At 46.2% G+C, this 18,634-nt stretch carries 14 protein-coding genes and 1 riboswitch; of the genes, 5 read left to right on the forward strand and 9 right to left on the reverse strand.

Features of this window, described 5'->3' with window-relative positions; all coding sequences use genetic code 11:
* Positions 1–69 precede the first annotated feature (69 nt).
* A complete protein-coding gene (locus KNO99_RS08415; RefSeq protein WP_371743063.1) occupies positions 70–2,685 on the forward strand; it encodes a putative bifunctional diguanylate cyclase/phosphodiesterase in 2,616 nt (871 codons plus the stop codon).
* A gap of 31 nt (positions 2,686–2,716) precedes the next feature.
* On the opposite strand, the gene KNO99_RS08420 is transcribed toward KNO99_RS08415, so the two are convergent.
* A complete protein-coding gene (locus KNO99_RS08420; RefSeq protein WP_214747362.1) occupies positions 2,717–4,786 on the reverse strand; it encodes an alpha-amylase family protein in 2,070 nt (689 codons plus the stop codon).
* A 151-nt stretch (positions 4,787–4,937) separates the two neighbouring features.
* Between KNO99_RS08420 and KNO99_RS08425 the strand changes: the two genes are divergently transcribed.
* Positions 4,938–5,558 (forward strand): hypothetical protein, encoded by a 621-nt coding sequence (locus KNO99_RS08425; protein WP_214747364.1) that lies wholly within the window; start codon positions 4,938–4,940, stop codon positions 5,556–5,558.
* A 48-nt stretch (positions 5,559–5,606) separates the two neighbouring features.
* Here the strand turns inward: KNO99_RS08425 and KNO99_RS08430 are convergent, their stop codons facing one another.
* Complete coding sequence (locus KNO99_RS08430; protein WP_214747366.1) at positions 5,607–7,649, reverse strand: heavy metal translocating P-type ATPase; 2,043 nt, start codon at positions 7,647–7,649, stop codon at positions 5,607–5,609.
* A 108-nt stretch (positions 7,650–7,757) separates the two neighbouring features.
* Positions 7,758–8,120: an ArsR/SmtB family transcription factor gene (locus KNO99_RS08435; protein WP_214747369.1), complete on the reverse strand. Its 363-nt coding sequence runs from the start codon at positions 8,118–8,120 to the stop codon at positions 7,758–7,760.
* Positions 8,121–8,272: 152 nt separating this feature from the next.
* On the opposite strand from KNO99_RS08435, the gene yhfH reads away from it, so the two are divergent.
* Positions 8,273–8,431 carry a protein YhfH gene (yhfH, locus tag KNO99_RS08440; RefSeq protein ID WP_214747372.1) on the forward strand — a complete coding sequence of 53 codons (159 nt, stop codon included), beginning with the start codon at positions 8,273–8,275 and terminating at the stop codon, positions 8,429–8,431.
* Between the two features lie 35 nt (positions 8,432–8,466).
* Here the strand turns inward: yhfH and KNO99_RS08445 are convergent, their stop codons facing one another.
* From KNO99_RS08445 to KNO99_RS08455, 3 genes are all read right to left on the reverse strand, one after another.
* Positions 8,467–8,808 carry a fluoride efflux transporter FluC gene (locus KNO99_RS08445; protein ID WP_214747375.1) on the reverse strand — a complete coding sequence of 114 codons (342 nt, stop codon included), beginning with the start codon at positions 8,806–8,808 and terminating at the stop codon, positions 8,467–8,469.
* Positions 8,805–9,197 carry a fluoride efflux transporter CrcB gene (crcB, locus tag KNO99_RS08450; protein WP_214747377.1) on the reverse strand — a complete coding sequence of 131 codons (393 nt, stop codon included), beginning with the start codon at positions 9,195–9,197 and terminating at the stop codon, positions 8,805–8,807. Before crcB ends, KNO99_RS08445 begins: the two co-directional genes overlap by 4 nt.
* Positions 9,198–9,279: 82 nt before the next feature.
* Complete coding sequence (locus KNO99_RS08455; protein WP_074032995.1) at positions 9,280–10,482, reverse strand: ornithine--oxo-acid transaminase; 1,203 nt, start codon at positions 10,480–10,482, stop codon at positions 9,280–9,282.
* A 155-nt stretch (positions 10,483–10,637) separates the two neighbouring features.
* Between KNO99_RS08455 and KNO99_RS08460 the strand changes: the two genes are divergently transcribed.
* The gene (locus KNO99_RS08460; RefSeq protein WP_214747380.1) at positions 10,638–12,692 is read left to right on the forward strand and encodes a sensor domain-containing protein; all 2,055 of its coding nucleotides are present in this window, start codon (positions 10,638–10,640) and stop codon (positions 12,690–12,692) included.
* A gap of 17 nt (positions 12,693–12,709) precedes the next feature.
* Here the strand turns inward: KNO99_RS08460 and KNO99_RS08465 are convergent, their stop codons facing one another.
* The gene (locus KNO99_RS08465) at positions 12,710–14,113 is read right to left on the reverse strand and encodes a basic amino acid/polyamine antiporter (protein WP_214747383.1); all 1,404 of its coding nucleotides are present in this window, start codon (positions 14,111–14,113) and stop codon (positions 12,710–12,712) included.
* Positions 14,114–14,336: 223 nt separating this feature from the next.
* Here KNO99_RS08465 and KNO99_RS08470 point away from each other — a divergent pair, with 223 nt between their 5' ends.
* Entirely contained in the window at positions 14,337–15,962 is a 1,626-nt protein-coding gene (locus tag KNO99_RS08470) for a peptide ABC transporter substrate-binding protein (protein ID WP_214747386.1), read from the forward strand.
* Between the two features lie 364 nt (positions 15,963–16,326).
* On the opposite strand, the gene KNO99_RS08475 is transcribed toward KNO99_RS08470, so the two are convergent.
* Together KNO99_RS08475 and KNO99_RS08480 are read right to left on the reverse strand one after the other, a co-directional pair.
* The gene (locus tag KNO99_RS08475; RefSeq protein ID WP_214747390.1) at positions 16,327–17,919 is read right to left on the reverse strand and encodes a Na+/H+ antiporter NhaC family protein; all 1,593 of its coding nucleotides are present in this window, start codon (positions 17,917–17,919) and stop codon (positions 16,327–16,329) included.
* Between the two features lie 111 nt (positions 17,920–18,030).
* A riboswitch (Lysine riboswitch) is annotated at positions 18,031–18,205 on the reverse strand.
* 57 nt (positions 18,206–18,262) lie between these two features.
* The gene (locus tag KNO99_RS08480) at positions 18,263–18,547 is read right to left on the reverse strand and encodes a hypothetical protein (RefSeq protein ID WP_015880753.1); all 285 of its coding nucleotides are present in this window, start codon (positions 18,545–18,547) and stop codon (positions 18,263–18,265) included.
* Between the last annotated feature and the right edge of the window lie 87 nt (positions 18,548–18,634).

Below are 18,634 nucleotides of genomic sequence, written 5' to 3' on the forward strand. Positions count from 1 at the left end.
ATTTTTTTGTGTAATCTTCGGTCACCTGTTCCGATAATAAATAAGAGACCCCTATATATAAAGAAGGAGGTGCATGAGTTGTCAGTTCACTCGTTGCGCCAATACGTTCCGGCGATTCTCATCGGAACGTTTTTGACCGGACTTTTATTGTTATTTTTGACCCCTCATGATCTGCGAAACAGCACGTTGCTCATCTATTATCTCGTCATTTCAGGAGCAGCCATCTTATTTAGTGGAGTAGCAATTTTTAAACATAGAGGGATGAGAAGATTTATTCATCTTTTGATTACTGCGGGAAATGTGTGCTTCGCACTTTATTTACTAATGCACTATGATTCGACAGGTGCGAATACTCAATACCTCTTGTTTTTACAAAATTTCTTTTACTTAATCATGGCTCTGATTGTCATTACTCAATCCATTGAGATTCGCACGTTGAAATTACGTACGTTTGACTTGTTCGCCTTATTTAGTTTCTTTGTGATTGGTGCACTACATATCTGGTTTTATTCCACACAAGACGTGTCACTCGTATCTCAGTTGAGTGGCTTTGAAGAGCAGATGCTCCTGATTAGCCTGTACATGATGCTATCCTTCTTGTATTTAAATCGCGTCGTCTCGGCTGGACAGCAATTCCGGATCCTTGTACTCGTCGGAATTTTAAGCTTCACGGTCGCCTCAATCGCGAACACGCTCTTTGTGTTTTCAGGCATCACACATGAATTGGTCCATCTCGTCCAAGTCAGTAGCATCCTTATGATTTCCATCAGTTATTGGATCGAGGATATATCGGAAGACGCCCTTGCTTACGATTCCATTTTTGATTACATTCTGTACAGCGTCGTCGTCATGCTATTTTCACTCGCTTCAGACCGCCTTCTCGGTACGTCTGTAACGGATTCGATGATTGCGAATGCCGTGCTCCTCTTGCTCATTCGCCAGTTCGTCGTCTCAAAACAGAACGCGCTTATTAGTCATCGTCTTCATTCCGTCAATACAGATTTAGAAGTGGCCGTGTCGACTAAGGCGCATGAACTCGAGATTCGTGAACAGCAATACCGCTCGCTCTTCGCCTATCATTCAGAACCAATTTTCTTATTCGATTTGCACGGCGAAGTGTTGTCGGTCAATGAGGCAGGAAGTTCGATTCTTGGATTGACGACGGACAAGTTACTTGGGTCAAACATCCTCGACATCATCGAATCGAAAGACCGTGCTCCGTATACGATTATTCTTCAAGAGTTATCAAACGGTCGACCGAGAACGATTGATGTACGGATTATGACCGAAGAAGGCGAGACACGTGTTTGGCAACTCGTCAATGTTCCGATGATCATCGACGGGGAAGTCGAAGGTATTTACGCTATCGCGAAAGACATCACGCAAATGATCGAGCAGCAAGAACAAATTTTATACCAAGCCAAATTCGATAGTCTGACAGGGCTTCACAACCGCTACGCGCTACAAGAGCAAATTGAACGTTTGATCGAAGAAGGTCGCACGTTCACGCTCATGTTCTCTGACTTAGACGGCTTCAAAGAAATTAACGACCAGTTTGGCCATCATATGGGAGACGAACTTCTGCAGCATATCGGAAAACGACTGCGGACCGCACTCCTTCCAAACGAATATGCCGGACGTCTCGGTGGTGATGAATTTATTGTCGTCGCCGAGCACGGTGACGATGAAATGTTGACAGAACGCTTACGGCGTCTCGTCTATCGCCCACCTTATTATATGGCTGGGACACTGGTTGAAGTGCATGCCTCGATTGGAATCGTCCGCTTCCCGGAGCATGGTAAGAAATTGAAACACCTGCTCTCGAACGCCGATCTCGCCATGTATCGCGCAAAAGACAAAGGTCGTGACGAAACCGTCATGTTCGAACCAGAATTGCGGGAAGACAAGGAAGAACGGAAAGTATTGATGGAAGGACTTGATACCGCACTTGAAAAAGGAGAGATTTCACTTTTCCTCCAACCTCAAGTCGATGCGTCTACGAAGGCAGTGATTGGAGCGGAGGCGCTCATGCGTTGGCAACATAACGGGACGTTCATTCCCCCGAGTCAATTCATTCCGATTGCTGAAGAAACCGGTCATATCCACGATTTAGGTCGCTGGATGATTCATGAGACGTTCCAACTGATTCACGTATTCGAACAAGGAGATATTCATTTGCCGAAGCTTTCGGTCAACTTATCCGTTCGGCAATTGTTTGATGAGCATTTAATTGATTATTTGAATACGTTGTTCGAGCGATTCCCAATTGATCCGTCCCGACTCAATTTTGAATTAACCGAAACGGTCGCCGCTCATCATTCCGATCGCGTCTTGAATCGAATCCTAGAATTAAAGTCGCTCGGTATCAAACTTTCGATTGACGATTTTGGGACAGGTTATAGTTCGCTGGCCTATCTCGTTCGTTACCCAATCGATGAATTGAAAATCCCTCGTGAATTCACGATGCAACTTGAAGAGAATCGTGAATATCAGATGGTCACGGCGACCATCGTCGCCATGGCACGACAACTCGGTATGGCACTCGTCGCCGAAGGTGTAGAAACTGAATATCAAGAGACATTCCTTCGTAAAATTGGATGTGACTCCATGCAAGGCTATCGCTATGCAAAGCCGATGCCACTTGATGAGTTCGTCATTTATTACATGAAACACGCAACGCCCTGAACCGAATGATGTATCGGTTCAAGGCGTTTTTTCATTTCATCTCATATACTTTGACTTCACCAGGTTTTAAATCGACATGGAGATTCCATTGTTCATCAAACGCATGTTCCGCATATGGCCACGAAGTTGGTGAATAGACCATCTCCGCAAAACGACTAGCGTTCCAATTTCGGCGACGTACACCATCAAGGGAAACCACGCCTCGTAACGACTCCCACATATTTGTGTTCGCTACAACGAGCAACGTATCGTTCGTCTCCGGACGTAACCACGCGAACCCGATAAACGGTGCAAATGGCTCGTCTAAAATAAGTGGTTCAAAATGGTTCGGATCAACGAGTACATCAAGCCAACGGCGACGAATCTCTGCCACTTGATGCATCACTTCAATCATCTCATCTCGCTCCGGATGATCCCAATGGAACTGATACGCATCAAAGAATGCGAGTTTTCCGAAATACGGGTCGGTCGGGAAGAGTTGATACGCTTCTTCAGGACGGCAATCGAGTCCGGTATTCATCGGCTGCGTTTCATATAATTCAAGTCCAGAGTTTGTCATCGGGACGCCATTCGGCATAAAACCGTTCAAGACTGTCAACAACCGACTTGCTTGTCGTCCCCCTTCTCGCGTCGCCAGTCGACGTGTATCCGCTGTTTCCCCTGCTGCGAATACTGGAAGTGGTAAAAAGCGTGAGTCGTATAAGAATTGATGGGTTTCATGCGTGTCGAATCGAGGTTCTTTATAAAAACCATATCCGATGATCATGTTATAACCGGCATCTTTCGCCGCCCAAGCTCCTGCTTCAATCAATTCTTCCGCAATAAAGCTAAAGTTCGAATCGAGTGAACGTGGTTTTGCTAGAATGCGCTGTGCCAAATCGACAGGAAGTGCATGTCCCATATCAATTCGTGCGCCATCAATGCCATATTCGCGTTGATAGTGTGGAATGATATCAGCGAGCATCTCCCAGAGTGGTTCGTTGATGACATTTCCTCGGAATTGATTTGACTTGATTGAATCAAACAGAATATAAGGAGCGATATTCGCATCGTTCACATAAGGTGCCGCCGCAAGCGGATGGTCTAAGAAGAGACGGAAGTAAGTCACGTCCGACCAAGGTGGTTGTGGATCGTTGATACAGTCTGAAAAGGCAGGCGCTGTCGTCAATCCGAACTCTCGTTCAATCGTTGCGAGGACGTTTTCTTGTGGATGTTCGATCAAGAAAGCACGTACCCGTTCCCATTTGTCAGCATCAAGTAAGTTCGGAGCCATCGAGAACCGTCTCAAGTGTTGCCAGACATCTTCTGAGTTGTACACCATTGGTAAGAAAGCAAATTCTGGTTTTACATTCTCTCCAATCCCCGGCACAGATGGTGGATGATAATAATCGACTTCGGCCAGCGGAATCCAGTAGAACCACTCCGGATTTTCAAGAATGAGTCGGTTGTCTCGCGCACATGTCCGAGGGATGACATCGATGACGACACGAATCCCTACCATGTGACAAGCTTCCACAAATGCAGAAAACTCTTCTTCGACAGTCATCGCATCGCCAGTCAATGTTTCTTTTAACTCTTCATCAATGGCAAAGAAATCTTGAACGGCATAAGGAGAGCCGAATTCACCTTTCTTGTTTTTATGGCTATGCTGAGAAATCGGTAACAGGAATAAGGTATCAATCCCCATATAAAGGAGATGCGGAATGAGCGCAAGCGTTTTCACAAATGTGCCTGTGTCTTTCATCCCTAGTGAGTTCTGCATCTCCACATAACCCGATCCATCATGATCCCAGGAAGTTGATGTACGAACTTGCATCGAATAGACAGAGGCACGCTTAATCCAATCGCCACCCGTCTGTAAATGGCCGTCTGCACTTGCGACGGACGTATGATATTCTCGATTTTCTACCGCATATGGAAGAATCGCTTTCTCTATTGTTTCTACTAAAAAATCATACGGATTCACACGCTCAACCCCGTCACGAATCGGTTCAGAAGGAAAACGCATGCGATTCCATAGACTCGGAATCTCGTAAGTAAGATTCGTACGCTGATCTTGTAACACCTGGTACAACTTGTGTAACGATGAATTCTCTGACATATTGACTCTCCTTATGTGTCTAATGGTCTTCTGTTTTATAGAGTTCTTACACTAATTGATTATACATTTACCCGTTTTTTCCTTTTTCAAAAAAATATTTTCTGTCGATTTTTTCAAAATCATGTACGATGGAGTAGAAAGGAGGGTCACGATGTCACAACGAAAGTGGATTTTACTATGGATTAGCCTATCCGTGCTATCCATCTCAATCATCGGCATTTTTATTTTCCAATTGAGAGAGACGAATGAGCGGCTAGGAATCATACAAGATGAACAACTCGGCTCTTACGAGGCGATTGAAGATATTATGTATTATAATATTGAACGCGCAAACGCGATCCGTGGTTTACTCGCCTACGAAGATCGACATTTTTTAGAGATGTACTATAACATGTCTCGGCAAGCTAGGGCATTGAAACAGTCCGTCATCGATGACCCGGACACACCGAGTTCCGTCCTCGATTTACTCGAGCGAGATGCCATATGGGAAAAAGAAGCCGACCGTGTACTCGTCATCTATGAAGAAGGTGACCTTGTTAAAGCAACAGCAGTAGCCGAGACGATGACGCAACTGCGACAGACTATCCTAGAAGATTTACGGTCGCTTAAACAGATGCAGTATAAAGATATCCAGAAAGAGCTGATTGCAGCAGAAAATCAAGTCTCATTCTTAACTCAAGTACTGTTTACCATCACGTTTTTATTGATTGCCATCATCGTCATCCTCACCTTCTTGTTAGCACGTATCAAACCCCCAACAGGAAACGATTGAGTAGGAAAAGGAGTGTCTCAGACTAATGCTGAAACACTCCTTTCGTCATCATGAAGTCATTCGTAATAATCTTGTCGCATTCGCAATGGCAAGCAGTGCCACACCGACGTCTGCGAAGACAGCCTCCCACATGGTCGCAATTCCGAATAATCCTAAAACCAAAACAAGCGCTTTCGTCCCGAACGCAAAGAAGATATTTTGCCAGACGACACGTTTTGTCTGCTTCCCGAGCTTGATGGCTCGGACCACATCGTTCGGGTCGTCATGCATCAAGACAACATCCGCTGCCGTGACCGCTGTATCACTTCCGACTCCCCCCATAACAAGTCCGACATCGGCCCGTGCCAACGCTGCCGCATCGTTCATTCCATCTCCGACAAATGCAACTTTTTGGGAGGCGGTCATCTGTTCAATCGCTTCTACTTTTTCGTGCGGAAGCAATTCGCCTCGCACCTCATCTAGTCCGAGTCGTTCGCCGATTGCTGTAGCGACTTCACGGCGGTCTCCCGATAACATCACCGTCCGGTATCCGGCTTCCTTCAACGCTTGGATTGCAGGATACGCATCCGGCTTCACCGTATCCATTAATTCGATTCGCCCTAGCCAACGATTGTTTTTCGTCACGTGAACACTTGTCCCAATCGATGTATCCTCAATCGTTTGACCTAAATACCTCATATACCGAGCACTACCCACGTAAATGTGATCATCGCCATCATGGGCATGGAGACCATATCCGGGCTCTTCTTGAATCGATTCGAACGGCTGAACGTCTCCGACTCGATTGACGATGGCTCGCGCGAGCGGATGATTCGATGCTTGTTCGACGCGAGCGGCAAGGTGCAACAATTCTTCAGCGTGCACCCCTTCCGTTGTCACAACGTTCGTCACTTCAAATCGCCCTGTCGTCAACGTTCCTGTCTTATCAAAGACGATCGTGTCCACTTCTGTTAACGTGTCTAAATATTCTCCACCTTTTACAAGAACACCTTGTTTAGAGCCCGCTCCAATCCCACCGAAATAACCTAAGGGAATCGAAATGACGAGCGCACACGGACAACTGATGACGAGGAAAATGAGCGCACGGTAAACCCACTCTGACAAGTCTCCGACAAATAGCGGTGGGACAAATGCGACGAGTGTCGCCATGACGACAACGAAAGGTGTATAGACTTTCGCCAATCGGGTAATCATCTGTTCTGTCTTCGCCTTTTTCCCGTTCGCCTCTTCTACGAGGGCAATCATCTTTTGAAGGCTCGATTCAGCGGCGAGCTTCGTCGTTCGGATGACGAGTCGTCCCTCCAAATTGATCATCCCCGCCAACACCTCTTCACCCGCTCTCACTTGACGAGGAACCGCCTCACCTGTCAATGAAGCTGTATCGAGTGAACTCGCACCACTGAATACAATCCCATCCATCGGAACGAGTTCTCCGGCACGAACAATCAGGTGTGAACCGACCGCTACATCTTCTGGCAATCGCTCGACTTCTTCCTCACCAACTAGTACGCGAGCGAGTGTTGGTCTCATGTTTAACAAAGATTGTATCGACTTCCGCGAAGCGCGCACCGCACGCCCTTGCACATATTCTCCAAGTTGATAAAACAACATGACTGCAACGGCTTCCGGATATTCGGCAATCGCGAATGCCCCGATGGTCGCGATGGTCATTAAGAATTTTTCGTCAAACCATTCCCTGTGCCATACATTTCGGATGGCACCATAAACGACATCATATCCAGCCAGCCCATACGCTACGATGTAGCCTGGAATGGAATCCATCCAAAGGGCAATCGAAAATATGAGGGCAGCCGCAAGGAATCGCCAAAGGACCGTATCTCGTTGTTCGGTTTGATCTTCCTCTGTTTTGATAAACTTCGCACCCGGTTCGATTCGTTTCATCGTCTGCTCGATTGACTCGAGCATCGCTTTGCGTTCAGAGACATCAATCCATTCAATCACCATTCGACTCGTCGCGAAATCAATTTGACAAGATGCCACTTCTTCGCGTTTCGTGATATCCCGCTCGATTTTCGCAGCACAGTTCGTGCAAGTGATTCCAGACACAGGTAACACGTCTCGATTTCTCATCTCGTTCCCCCTAACATTCAAACGTTCATTTGAATATATCGTATCGCGAAATGAAATTCATGACAATAGGAAAAAATGACCGAATCCTAAAAGGATCGGTCATTGGATTCAAACATCTTTCTGTTCTTCGCTATGGGCCAGCGCAATTTCAACAAGCTGTCTGACATGTTCGTCGTCTAATGAATAATACACGACTTTTCCCTCTTTTCGATATTTCACGAGTCCTTGTTCGAGTAACGTCCGTAAATGATGGGATGCGGTCGCATTTGAATGACCGATGACGGCGGCAACATCACAAACGCAAAGTTCATGTTCGAGCGTCAGGACATACAGTACTTTCAAACGAGTCGGGTCAGCGAACGCTTTAAACAACCGACTGACACGCGGGGCATCCAATTGTGCCAAGGCAGTTTGTAGCGTCGGTACGTCTTCTGATTGGATCCCAATCGTCTCACATTGGGGCACTTTCATATTTCTCACCTCGTCTTTTATGTGTATATAGTGTAGCAAAAATTCATCGATATATCTGTTATATATTATAGTTGACTTATACGCTTCTGTTATAATACAATCATGACAACAACCTAAACTGTCAGACAATTTACCGAAGGAGGCATTTTCATATGAATGAATGGGCGAGCCGACTCGAATCATCTGTCGAGTTTTATCAAAAATTACCGGATAAGACATGTCAGGAATGCGGGAACCATATGGACGAACAGTGCGAATCATACGAAACGACATGTGCTTCATGCACAGAAAAGCTGCAACACGCAGAATAAACACAACACCCCTTCGACGAAGGGGTGTTGTGTTATTACATCGACCAACCGATGTAAGCCGCAATGAGTCCGAACAGATAGGTCGCAAGCAAATAGAGGCCGAATCGAATCCAATCTTTTGTCGCAAACCGCATCAATTCCAGTTTTAAAGTCGAGAACGTCGTAAACGATCCAAAAAATCCGATGCCTAAAAAGAGGATGAGCGATTGATGATCGGTGTGCGCGTACAAGTACCCGAGACCAAATGACCCTGTCACGTTGACGAACAACGTCGCCCAAGGAAAAGTTGAATCAGACCACTTTTTCATGACCTGACCGATTGCGAAGCGGAGAATCGAACCGATAAAGGCGCCAGCTGCAATCCAGAGAAGCGTCATTTCATTTCACCTCTTGTCGACGTTTTTGTTCCGATGCGATAACCGAACCAGGAACTCCATAAACCGAACGTGATGCTGAGGAATACATACGTAACAGCGAGAAGCACGTGATCATTTTCAACTAATTGAATCGTTTCTACACTAAACGTAGAAAATGTGGTAAATGACCCAATCATTCCGGTTCCGATAATCGTGACGACTTGAGGAGAAGGTTTTCCCGCTTGAAGAAATCGATGCGTCAGCCATCCTAATAGAAAGCTTCCAATTAAATTAATGAACAGTGTCGCGACAGGAAACGGGCTCGTTCCGAATGAATCGACTAGTAATCCAAGTCCGTACCGTGCTAATGCTCCAACTGCACCTGCTAACCCAACATATACGTACAGCATCTCATGCCCTCCTCCACGAAAAAGACACCTGCAACATGCAGGTGTCCATTCAACTGAGGCTATTATACCAAGCTGTCGCTGTTTACGAAATAGCTGCCGGAGCAAGAACTGCTTCGATTGCTTCAAACGCTTGATCGAGTTCTTCTTTCGTGATGACGAGAGGTGGGGCCAATCGAATGACTGTCTCATGCGTTTCTTTGCAGAGAAGTCCACGTTCTTTAAGTGCCTCACAATATGGACGAGCCGCTTCCGTCAATTCGATGCCGATGAATAATCCGCGTCCACGGACGTCGCGAATCATCGGGTTGTCGATTGATTTCAAACGTTCCATGAAATACGTCCCTAACTCTAACGAACGCTCGACAAGTTTCTCTTCTTCCAACACTTCGAGCGCTGCGACTGAGACCGCAGAAGCGAGCGGGTTTCCACCAAATGTCGAGCCGTGTGATCCTGGATTAAATACAGAGAGAATCTCTTGATCCGCGGCAACGCATGAGATCGGGAAGACACCGCCTCCAAGCGCTTTTCCGAGAATGTACATATCCGGTGTGACATCTTCCCACTCGATGGCAAACCATTTTCCTGAACGACCAAGCCCAGACTGAATCTCATCAGCGACGAACAGGACGTTGTGTTGTTGACAGAGTTCAGATGCACGTTTCAAGTAACCTTCTGGTGGAATGATGATTCCTGCCTCACCTTGAATCGGTTCCACGATAAACGCTGCTGTATTCTCTGTGATCGCCGCTTCAAATGCATCGATATCGCCATATGGTACGACTTTGAATCCTGGCAATAATGGTCCGAACCCGCGTTGGTACTCTGCTTCAGTCGACATCGACACAGCAGCCATCGTCCGTCCATGGAAGTTTCCTGTACATACGATGATTTCAGCTTGACCTGGAATCCCTTTCACTTCATATGCCCAACGACGAGCAGTTTTTACTGCTGTCTCTACGGCTTCTGCGCCCGTGTTCATCGGCAACACCATTTGTTTCTTTGTAAGCGTTACCACTTTGTCATAAAAACGTCCGAGTTGATCGTTGTAAAAGGCACGTGACGTCAACGTAATCTTATCCGCCTGATCTTTGAGCGCTTGAATGATTTTCGGATGGCAGTGTCCCTGGTTGACTGCAGAGTATGCACTTAACATATCCATGTAGCGATTCCCCTCAGGATCAGTTACCCAAATCCCTTTCGCCTCCGAAATAACAATCGGTAGTGGATGATAGTTATGCGCCCCGAATTTTTCTGTCAGCTCAATCACATCATGTGTTTTTGACATATTGCTTCCCCCTTATTCAAAACTATCTTACCCTTTCAGTATATGATGTCCGTCTTTCTTTTGACAATGACGAACTTAAGCATTCCTTGAATTGGCAAAATCAGGTACACTGACAGTAGAATATGCATTTAGCATGACAGATTGGAGGAAATGATGTGGCTTCATTGCGTGATTTATCGGTAGACCAATTCATCGATGCTTTGTCTGTACCGTGTTGTTACATTTCTCAAGATGGTACGGTTCTGTTATGGAATACACATGCCGAGGTATTGTTCGGCTGGGAACGTGAAGAAGTCCTCCATCAACCGCTTCCTGTCGTTCAGCAGTTAGGGCATGCTTTGGAGACATGGACGCCGCTCCTCCTTCAATATCCATTTTCGACGACGGCGATGACGCCTTTTCAACATAAAGATGGCTCCGTCATTTATGCGACCGCATACTTGCAATCTTTTTCGCTCGAAGGCATTTATGGCTATTTCCTCGCTTTCCTGCCAAAAGGGTTTGGCCCGCTCATCAGTACAGAGCAATTCAATTTGCTCCATCATTTTCAAGAAATGATCAAGCAATCGACCCATTACTTGGCGACGAACGCAAAAGGTGAAATCGTTGATATTAATCCATCCTTGTGTCGTCTGCTCGATGCAACGGAACAACAATTAATCGGGAAGAACTGGTTCGAGTTCATTCATGATGCTAGCGATCAAGATGGGATTTCACGTGATGTCTTAACGTCGTTGGCGACGAACCACATCTGGAACGGGGAAATGCCGATATCTTGCAAAGAGCACGATGATGAGCCGTGTTGGCTTAATTTGACCGTCGTACCGATTGTGAGTGAAAAAAATGATGTGATTCAGTATACGGCGTTTGGATTCGATGTTTCAGAAAAGAAACGTCTCGAAAAAGAAGTTCGATTCCTTGCTTATCAAAACGAATTAACAGGACTCTACAATAAAAAAGGATTCTTACGTCAATACGATTCAATCCTTCAACAAATCGATGAGCGAGAAGGACTTCTCCACATCGCTTTATTCGATATCGATCGCTTCAAAATCATAAACGAATCGTTCGGATCTCGCGTCGGGAATGAGCTCCTCGTCCAAATCAAGGAGCGCGCACTCCACCTCATCCCGGAGTCCGCTTTATTGTTCCATCCGACGGGCGGACTATTCGGTGTCATGTATTTTGAAGAGTCTAAAGAAGAAGTGTTCCAATCACTCCGTCATCTGCAACACGAATTGCAACGCCCATTCCGAATCTACCATCACTCGATCATGGTATCGATTTCAGTCGGCTGTGTGTTTTATCCATCTTCTGCGAGTTCACTCGAGGAACTGTATACGCGCGCCGAAAGTGCCCTCTTCAAAGGAAAACAGATTGGAGTTGGCACGATTCAATTCGTGACAAAAGATATGGATGCCGCATTCTCAAGACAAATTCATATCGAAAAAGCCTTATATCGCGCGCTAGAAGAAAAACATTTTTATCTTGAATATCAGCCGAAGTATGAGTTGGCGACAGACCGTCTCATCGGCTTTGAAGCGCTCCTTCGCTGGCACCACGAGGAGTTGGGACAAATCCCTCCCTCTGAATTTATTCCGCTCGCGGAAGAGATGGCGCTCATCGTCCCGATCAACAACTGGGTCATTTTAGAGGCGACAAAACAATTGAAGACATGGAAAGCTGAATTTGACCAGCCTCTCTCGATGGCGATTAATATTTCGCCAAACCAGTTCAGAAGCGACAGTTTCTTGAATACGCTTCGAAACATTAAGCAACAACTACAACTTGACCCGACAGATATCATATTAGAAATCACAGAAAGTTTGGTCATGCAACAAACCGATGAAATCATTGAGCGCATGGAGCAAATCAAGCGACTGAATTACCGTCTGTCGATTGACGATTTTGGAACGGGCTTCTCGTCTTTGCAGTATTTAAAGTCATTCCCAGTCGACGAACTTAAGATTGATAAAGTATTTCTCGACGATTGGATGACATCTAAATCTCACTTGCTAGACGTCATCGTCCATCTCGGGAAGAGTTTAAACCTTCACGTTGTGGCCGAAGGGGTCGAAGACGAAGAGATGCTTCAGCATTTAAAGTCTACCGCGTGTGATTCATTCCAAGGTTACCTGTATGCAAGACCTGCTTCTCCAGAGGCAATCGAACAATTACTCCGGTCATCAAAAAACTCACCGAACGCATGAAGCGTCGGTGAGTTTTCTTATAATGCAATCGATGATGTCCAAAGGCCATATACGCCATACGTGGCACATAACAAAATAATGACGGCAATGATCGACTGCGTGCGTGTTAAGAATGGGCGTCCCTGTTCCCGTTCTGCCAACAGAAAGACAAATACACCAGGTGCGTAAAGAATCATCGCAATCAGGACGTATTCGATTCCTGATGCATACAGTAGCCATGTGGCGTATATCGAGGCGATGGCAGAGATGACCATCATCCGTAACGATGCCGTCCGCTTCGCTTCCATCCATCCATAAAGTGCCGAGAAAAGATATGGAACGAGCGCTGCGATTCCGGCGATACTCGACAAGACTAGGTATGTCTGCTCCGAGAATAATGCAACAGCTGTGACGATTTGCGTAAACACCTGTGTGATCAATAATGCGTTCACTGGCGTGTCGTTTGCGTTCAGTCGATTGAACACTTTCGGGAAGACACCATCTCGACTAGCGACATATGAAATTTCTGTCGCTAAAATCGTCCATCCAAGCAATGCGCCTGTCAATGAGATGAGCAACCCGATATTAATCAATGTCGCACCGAACGGTCCGACGACCGCTTCTAACACATAGGCCATCGATGGTTCTGGTAACGCTGCGAGTTGTTCTTGCGTCATGACACCGAACGAGAAAATTGAAATCATCATATAAATCAACAATGTGCCGATCAATCCGATCACTGTCGCTCGACCTACATCTTTTTTCTGACGCGCGCGCGAGGACAAGACGACTGCCCCTTCAATACCGACGAACGCCCATAATGTCACGAGCATCGTAGACTTCACTTGAGGGAAAACATTTGCCCCAACAAATCCCGACTCGCCCCAAAAGTCGACCCGGAACGTATCAATCTGAAACGCGAAGAGAATGAGTACGATGAACAAAAAAATCGGAACGAGCTTCGCGATCGTCGTGACGATGTTCAACAGTGCCGCCTCCCGCATTCCACGGGAAATGAGCCAAAATAATCCCCAAACCAAAATTGCACTGACGAACAAACGGAACAATCGATGTTCTGCCGAGAATACAGGGAAAAAGTATGCCAACGTGCTAAAAATCAAGGTGATGTTTGCCACTGTCCCAATCCATGCTGACATCCAGTAACCCCAGCCGCTGTTGAATCCGACAAATTTGCCGAACCCTTCCCGTGCGTAGGCGTAAATGCCACCTTCTAACTCAGGACGCGTGTCCGCTAAAAACTGAAAGACAAAGGCGAGCATAATCATCCCAATCCCTGTAATCCCCCATCCGATTAAAACAGGTCCTACACCTGCCCCTTGTGCCATAGCACCTGGGAGATTAAAGGCACCTCCACCAATCATTGTCCCGACGACCATGGCCGCGAGACCGAAAAAGCCGATTCCGGCTGAATGTTGTTTCAAATTAACGCCTCCACCAATCTATAATCTTATCGAATAACTATACAAAGATACTGTATAATCATTCGCCGATTTTTCTATTCTACTTCCTAAAAGGATTGAGGGATAGACATTCTAAATAAGTTTATATTTTCGAATAATTTGAAAAATTCCATTGCATATTCATCCCAGATGTAGTTTAATTACAACATATTCTAAATTATCAGAATTTTCGGGAGGTTGTATAATGCGTAACAAAAAATGGCTAGCTTTATCGGGGGTCGCATTATTAGCGACGGCGGCTTGTAGTACAGGAGACGACTCATCGAGTTCGGAGGATTCATCTTCAAGCGATGCTAAAAAAGAAATCACGATGGTATCGGCGACTGACTTGCCACAGCTCGATCCAACACTTACGACGGACTCGACATCAATTATCGTGACGAACAACGTGTTCGAAGGGTTATATCGTCTAGACGAGAACAACCAACCGACACCAGGGATTGCCGAAGATGTCGAAGTATCAGAGGATGGCCTTACATACACGTTCAAACTACGTGACGCGAACTGGTCAGACGGTTCACCGATCACAGCTGAAGACTTTGTCTACTCTTGGAAACGCGCACTCAATCCGGAAACAGGCGCAGAGTATGCGTATATCCTTCAAGACTTAAAAAATGCAAACAAAATTCTTGCAGGCGAAGCGTCACTTGACGATCTCGGTGCGAAAGCAATCGACGAGAAGACACTTGAAGTTCAGTTGGAAGCACCAGCACCATATTTCTTAGGATTAACTGGTTTCCCAACATACATGCCGCAAAAACAAGAGTACGTCGAAGAACAAGGCGAAGAATTCGCAACTTCTGTCGACAAGACGCTCTATAACGGTCCTTATGTGTTAAGCGAATGGCAAGACAATGCAGGATGGGTCTATAAGAAAAACCCAGAGTATTGGGATGCTGAAAATGTGAAGATGGATACGATCAACGTCAAAGTCGTAAAAGACGTATCGACAGGTGTCAACTTGTTCGAGTCAGGCGAAGCGGACTACACGCTTCTCTCATCTGAATTCGTTCCACAATTTGAAGACAGCGATGAATTTAAGACGCGTGCCGATGCACGGATCAACTTCCTTCGTTTCAACCAAAAGAACGAGGCGCTTCAAAACATCAACATTCGTGAGGCACTTGCCAAAGGATTTGATAAACAAAGTGTAACGGATGTCATCTTGACGGACGGTTCACAGCCAGCGAACTTCATCGTGGCAAAAGACTTCACATTCACAGAAGACGGCGCTGATTTCCGTGAGAAGCATCCAGACCTCCTCAGCTACAATGTTGATGAAGCGAAAGCCGCTTGGGAAAAAGGTCTTGAAGAGTTAGGAGTCGAAACAGTCGAGCTCGAATTCCTCTCACGTGATGAAGAAGCGTTCAAGAAAGTCAACGAGTTCATCAAAGGTGAACTCGAGAAGAACTTGCCTGGTTTGACACTTAACATCAAACAGCAACCGTTCAAAAACTTCCTTGATCTCGAAGGAAAAGGTGAATATGACGTTTCTGCTGCTGGATGGGGCCCTGACTATCAGGATCCAATGACATACCTCGACATGTGGGTCACAGACGGACCATTCAACCGTATGGAGTACTCAAACGACGAGTATGATCAATTGATCCAATCAGCGAAGAAAGAAGCCGATCAGATGAAGCGTTGGGAAACAATGCAAGAAGCTGAACGTATCCTTCTTGAAGAAGACTTCGCAATCGCTCCGATTTACCAAAAAGGTGAAGCATACTTAGAGCGTTCAAACATCGAAAACATGTATCGTCACCCGTTCGGTGCCGATGCGAGCTTCAAGTGGCTTGACGTCAAATAATGAGATAACATCCTTGATTCTATCTGGATCAAGGATGTTTTTCTGTCGTGAAAGGGATTTTTACTTATGAAGAGTTGGACGCTATGGCTCACCCTATTGGCTACCGCAATCTGCATCCTCAATATTTCTGGATTGGATGACAAGAACATCTTATTGTTTTTATCTTCGCCTCCATTCTGGTTGCTTGAGACACCCTGGTTTTCCTCACACATCATCCATCCGACCTCATTGCCTCAGTCAGCGCTGTACATCATGACAGTCTCCTTCTGGTTCATTCTCGGTAAACTGTTCGACCGCCTCATTTATATAGTGACAATCACAAAAAAATGACTTCCATCAAATCGATGGAAGTCATTTTCATCTATTAAGCCTCACGCTGAGCGCGAATGTCAGCAGGTACTTTCCCACGTTTTGAAATCACTTGCGCGATTCCCACTAATACCACAAACGAGATCAATGCCGCGAAGAACCCAATCCAAATCGATGCTGTGATTCCAAGTACCAAGTATCCAATCGCTGAGACGATTGCTGCAAGGATCGCATATGGTAATTGCGTCAACACGTGATCGATATGGTGTGAGCCAGCTCCTGTCGAACTGAGAATCGTTGTATCCGAGATTGGCGAACAGTGGTCACCGAACACCGCACCGGCCAACACAGCAGCGAGTGATGCGAGAAGAAGCTCTGGTTCAACTGCCATGATCAAGTCTGCCCCAATCGGAAGCATCAAACCAAACGTTCCCCAGCTCGTCCCTGTCGAGAATGCCATGATTCCAGCAATCAAGAAGAGAAGAAGTGGCAAGTACGAAGCGGCAATCGTATCCGTGACGAAGCTCGCCAAGTATTCACCTGTCTTCATATCACTGATGACTGCGATGATTGTCCAAGCAAACAAGAGGATGAGAACGGCTGGCCACATGGCACGGACGCCTTCCCATGCCGCTTTTCCATAGTCACGCGCCGGGATTTTACGACCGACAAGAAGAAGGAGTGCGACAATCAAACTGATGACGACACCTGCGACGAGCGAACGTGTCACGTCTGTCGATTCGAACGCCCCAATCAATGAGAAGTCCTGACCGTCTGCCGCCAATGCTTGTCCACCTGTGTAGAGCATCGCCGATACTGTCGCAATGATGAGTGTGATGATTGGAACGATCAAGTCGCGAACTTTTCCACCTTCGTGTTCATGCAAATCTTCGCTCATGCCCATCGGCTTCCCTTTTGCTGAATCATACAATTCACCTTGTAGGGCATGCAGTTCATGCGTACGCATCGGTCCGATGGCAAGTCCAGTGAAGGCCACATACGCTGTCAACAAGAGTGCGAAGACGGCATAGAAGTTCATCGGAATGATTTGAATGAACGCAGAGAATGATGAGTAGCTATCAATCGAATATTTTGTCAAAATTCCAGCGATGATGGCGATGATGTACGCACCCCAACTTGAAAGCGGGCTGATGACACAGACAGGTGCTGCTGTTGAGTCAATCGTGTACGCAAGTTTCGCACGTGAGATGTTTTTACGGTCTGTGAGTGGACGACTGATGTTCCCGACCGCCAAACTGTTAAAGTAGTCATCGATAAAGATCAAAATACCAAGACCAAACGATACGAGACGCGCACCGCGTGCTGTCTTGACGTTCGCAGCAGCCCATTCACCGAATGCGCGTGCGCCACCCGACGTTTGAATGATTGACGACAAAATACCGAGAAGGAGCAAGAACGCAATCAACAAGACATTCCATTCGTTAATGGCTCCATCCGACCAGAATAGGGCGATGATGTTCGACCACAAGTATTGAATCGAATCGAGCGGATTAAAGCTGTGCAAGAGAAGTACCCCTGCGATAATCCCGACACCGAGTGATGGGATGACCTTTCTTGTTGTGATTGCCATAATAATTGCGAGTAATGCCGGTACGAGTGAAAGTACCGAAGTTGAATAATCTACCATGCTGAATTCCTCCTTTTTTATTAGGATGAGGCCCCCCTATGCTTAAAAAACGCAAAGCGAGGGCATCGGCAACAAAGCCGACACCCTCGCTGGATGTTCCGTCTTTCTTAGCCGACTTGGAGCGCTCCATACGTAAATATGTATGGCAGTCCGACGGGTGTTTCCCGTCAGCCCAGCACAACCCCACGGACATGGTGTTGCACTTCGGCGATCCTGCCTTTTTGTAGTCCTCATCGTTGTCATCCTCCGACTACTTACTCATCAGCATCGCACCTCTACCTCATCGATAGCACGAATATTCATTTAAAGTTACGTCTAAATTATCACAAGTTGACGTCACATATCAATAGTTTTTTTCATCACGAATGATTCGCTTCAATACAGCAAGCGCTTCTTGGTCATTCGTCTCTACTGCTTTAAAGAAATCGTTGAAGAAGTGGTATAACACGAATCGGTCAGCGTGAGACTTCGTCTGTTCTTTAATCGTAGAAAAGATGAGTCGCCGTAAACGGCGTTTCGTCTGCGTTTCTTCTGGCAGTTCTTCGCATCGGTCCTTGAAAGCACGATATACAGAATTGATCAATTCCTCATGTTCATCATACGACCGATTGTAAGCAACTTGTTCCATCTGTAATATCCCCCCTTTCAAATTTGACCCGATGAAACTTGTCGTAACTATACCAACTTCCTGTCAGTCATTCAATCGTTATCGACC

Source organism: Exiguobacterium sp. s189, assembly GCF_018617615.1.
Lineage (GTDB): Bacteria > Bacillota > Bacilli > Exiguobacteriales > Exiguobacteriaceae > Exiguobacterium > Exiguobacterium aestuarii_A.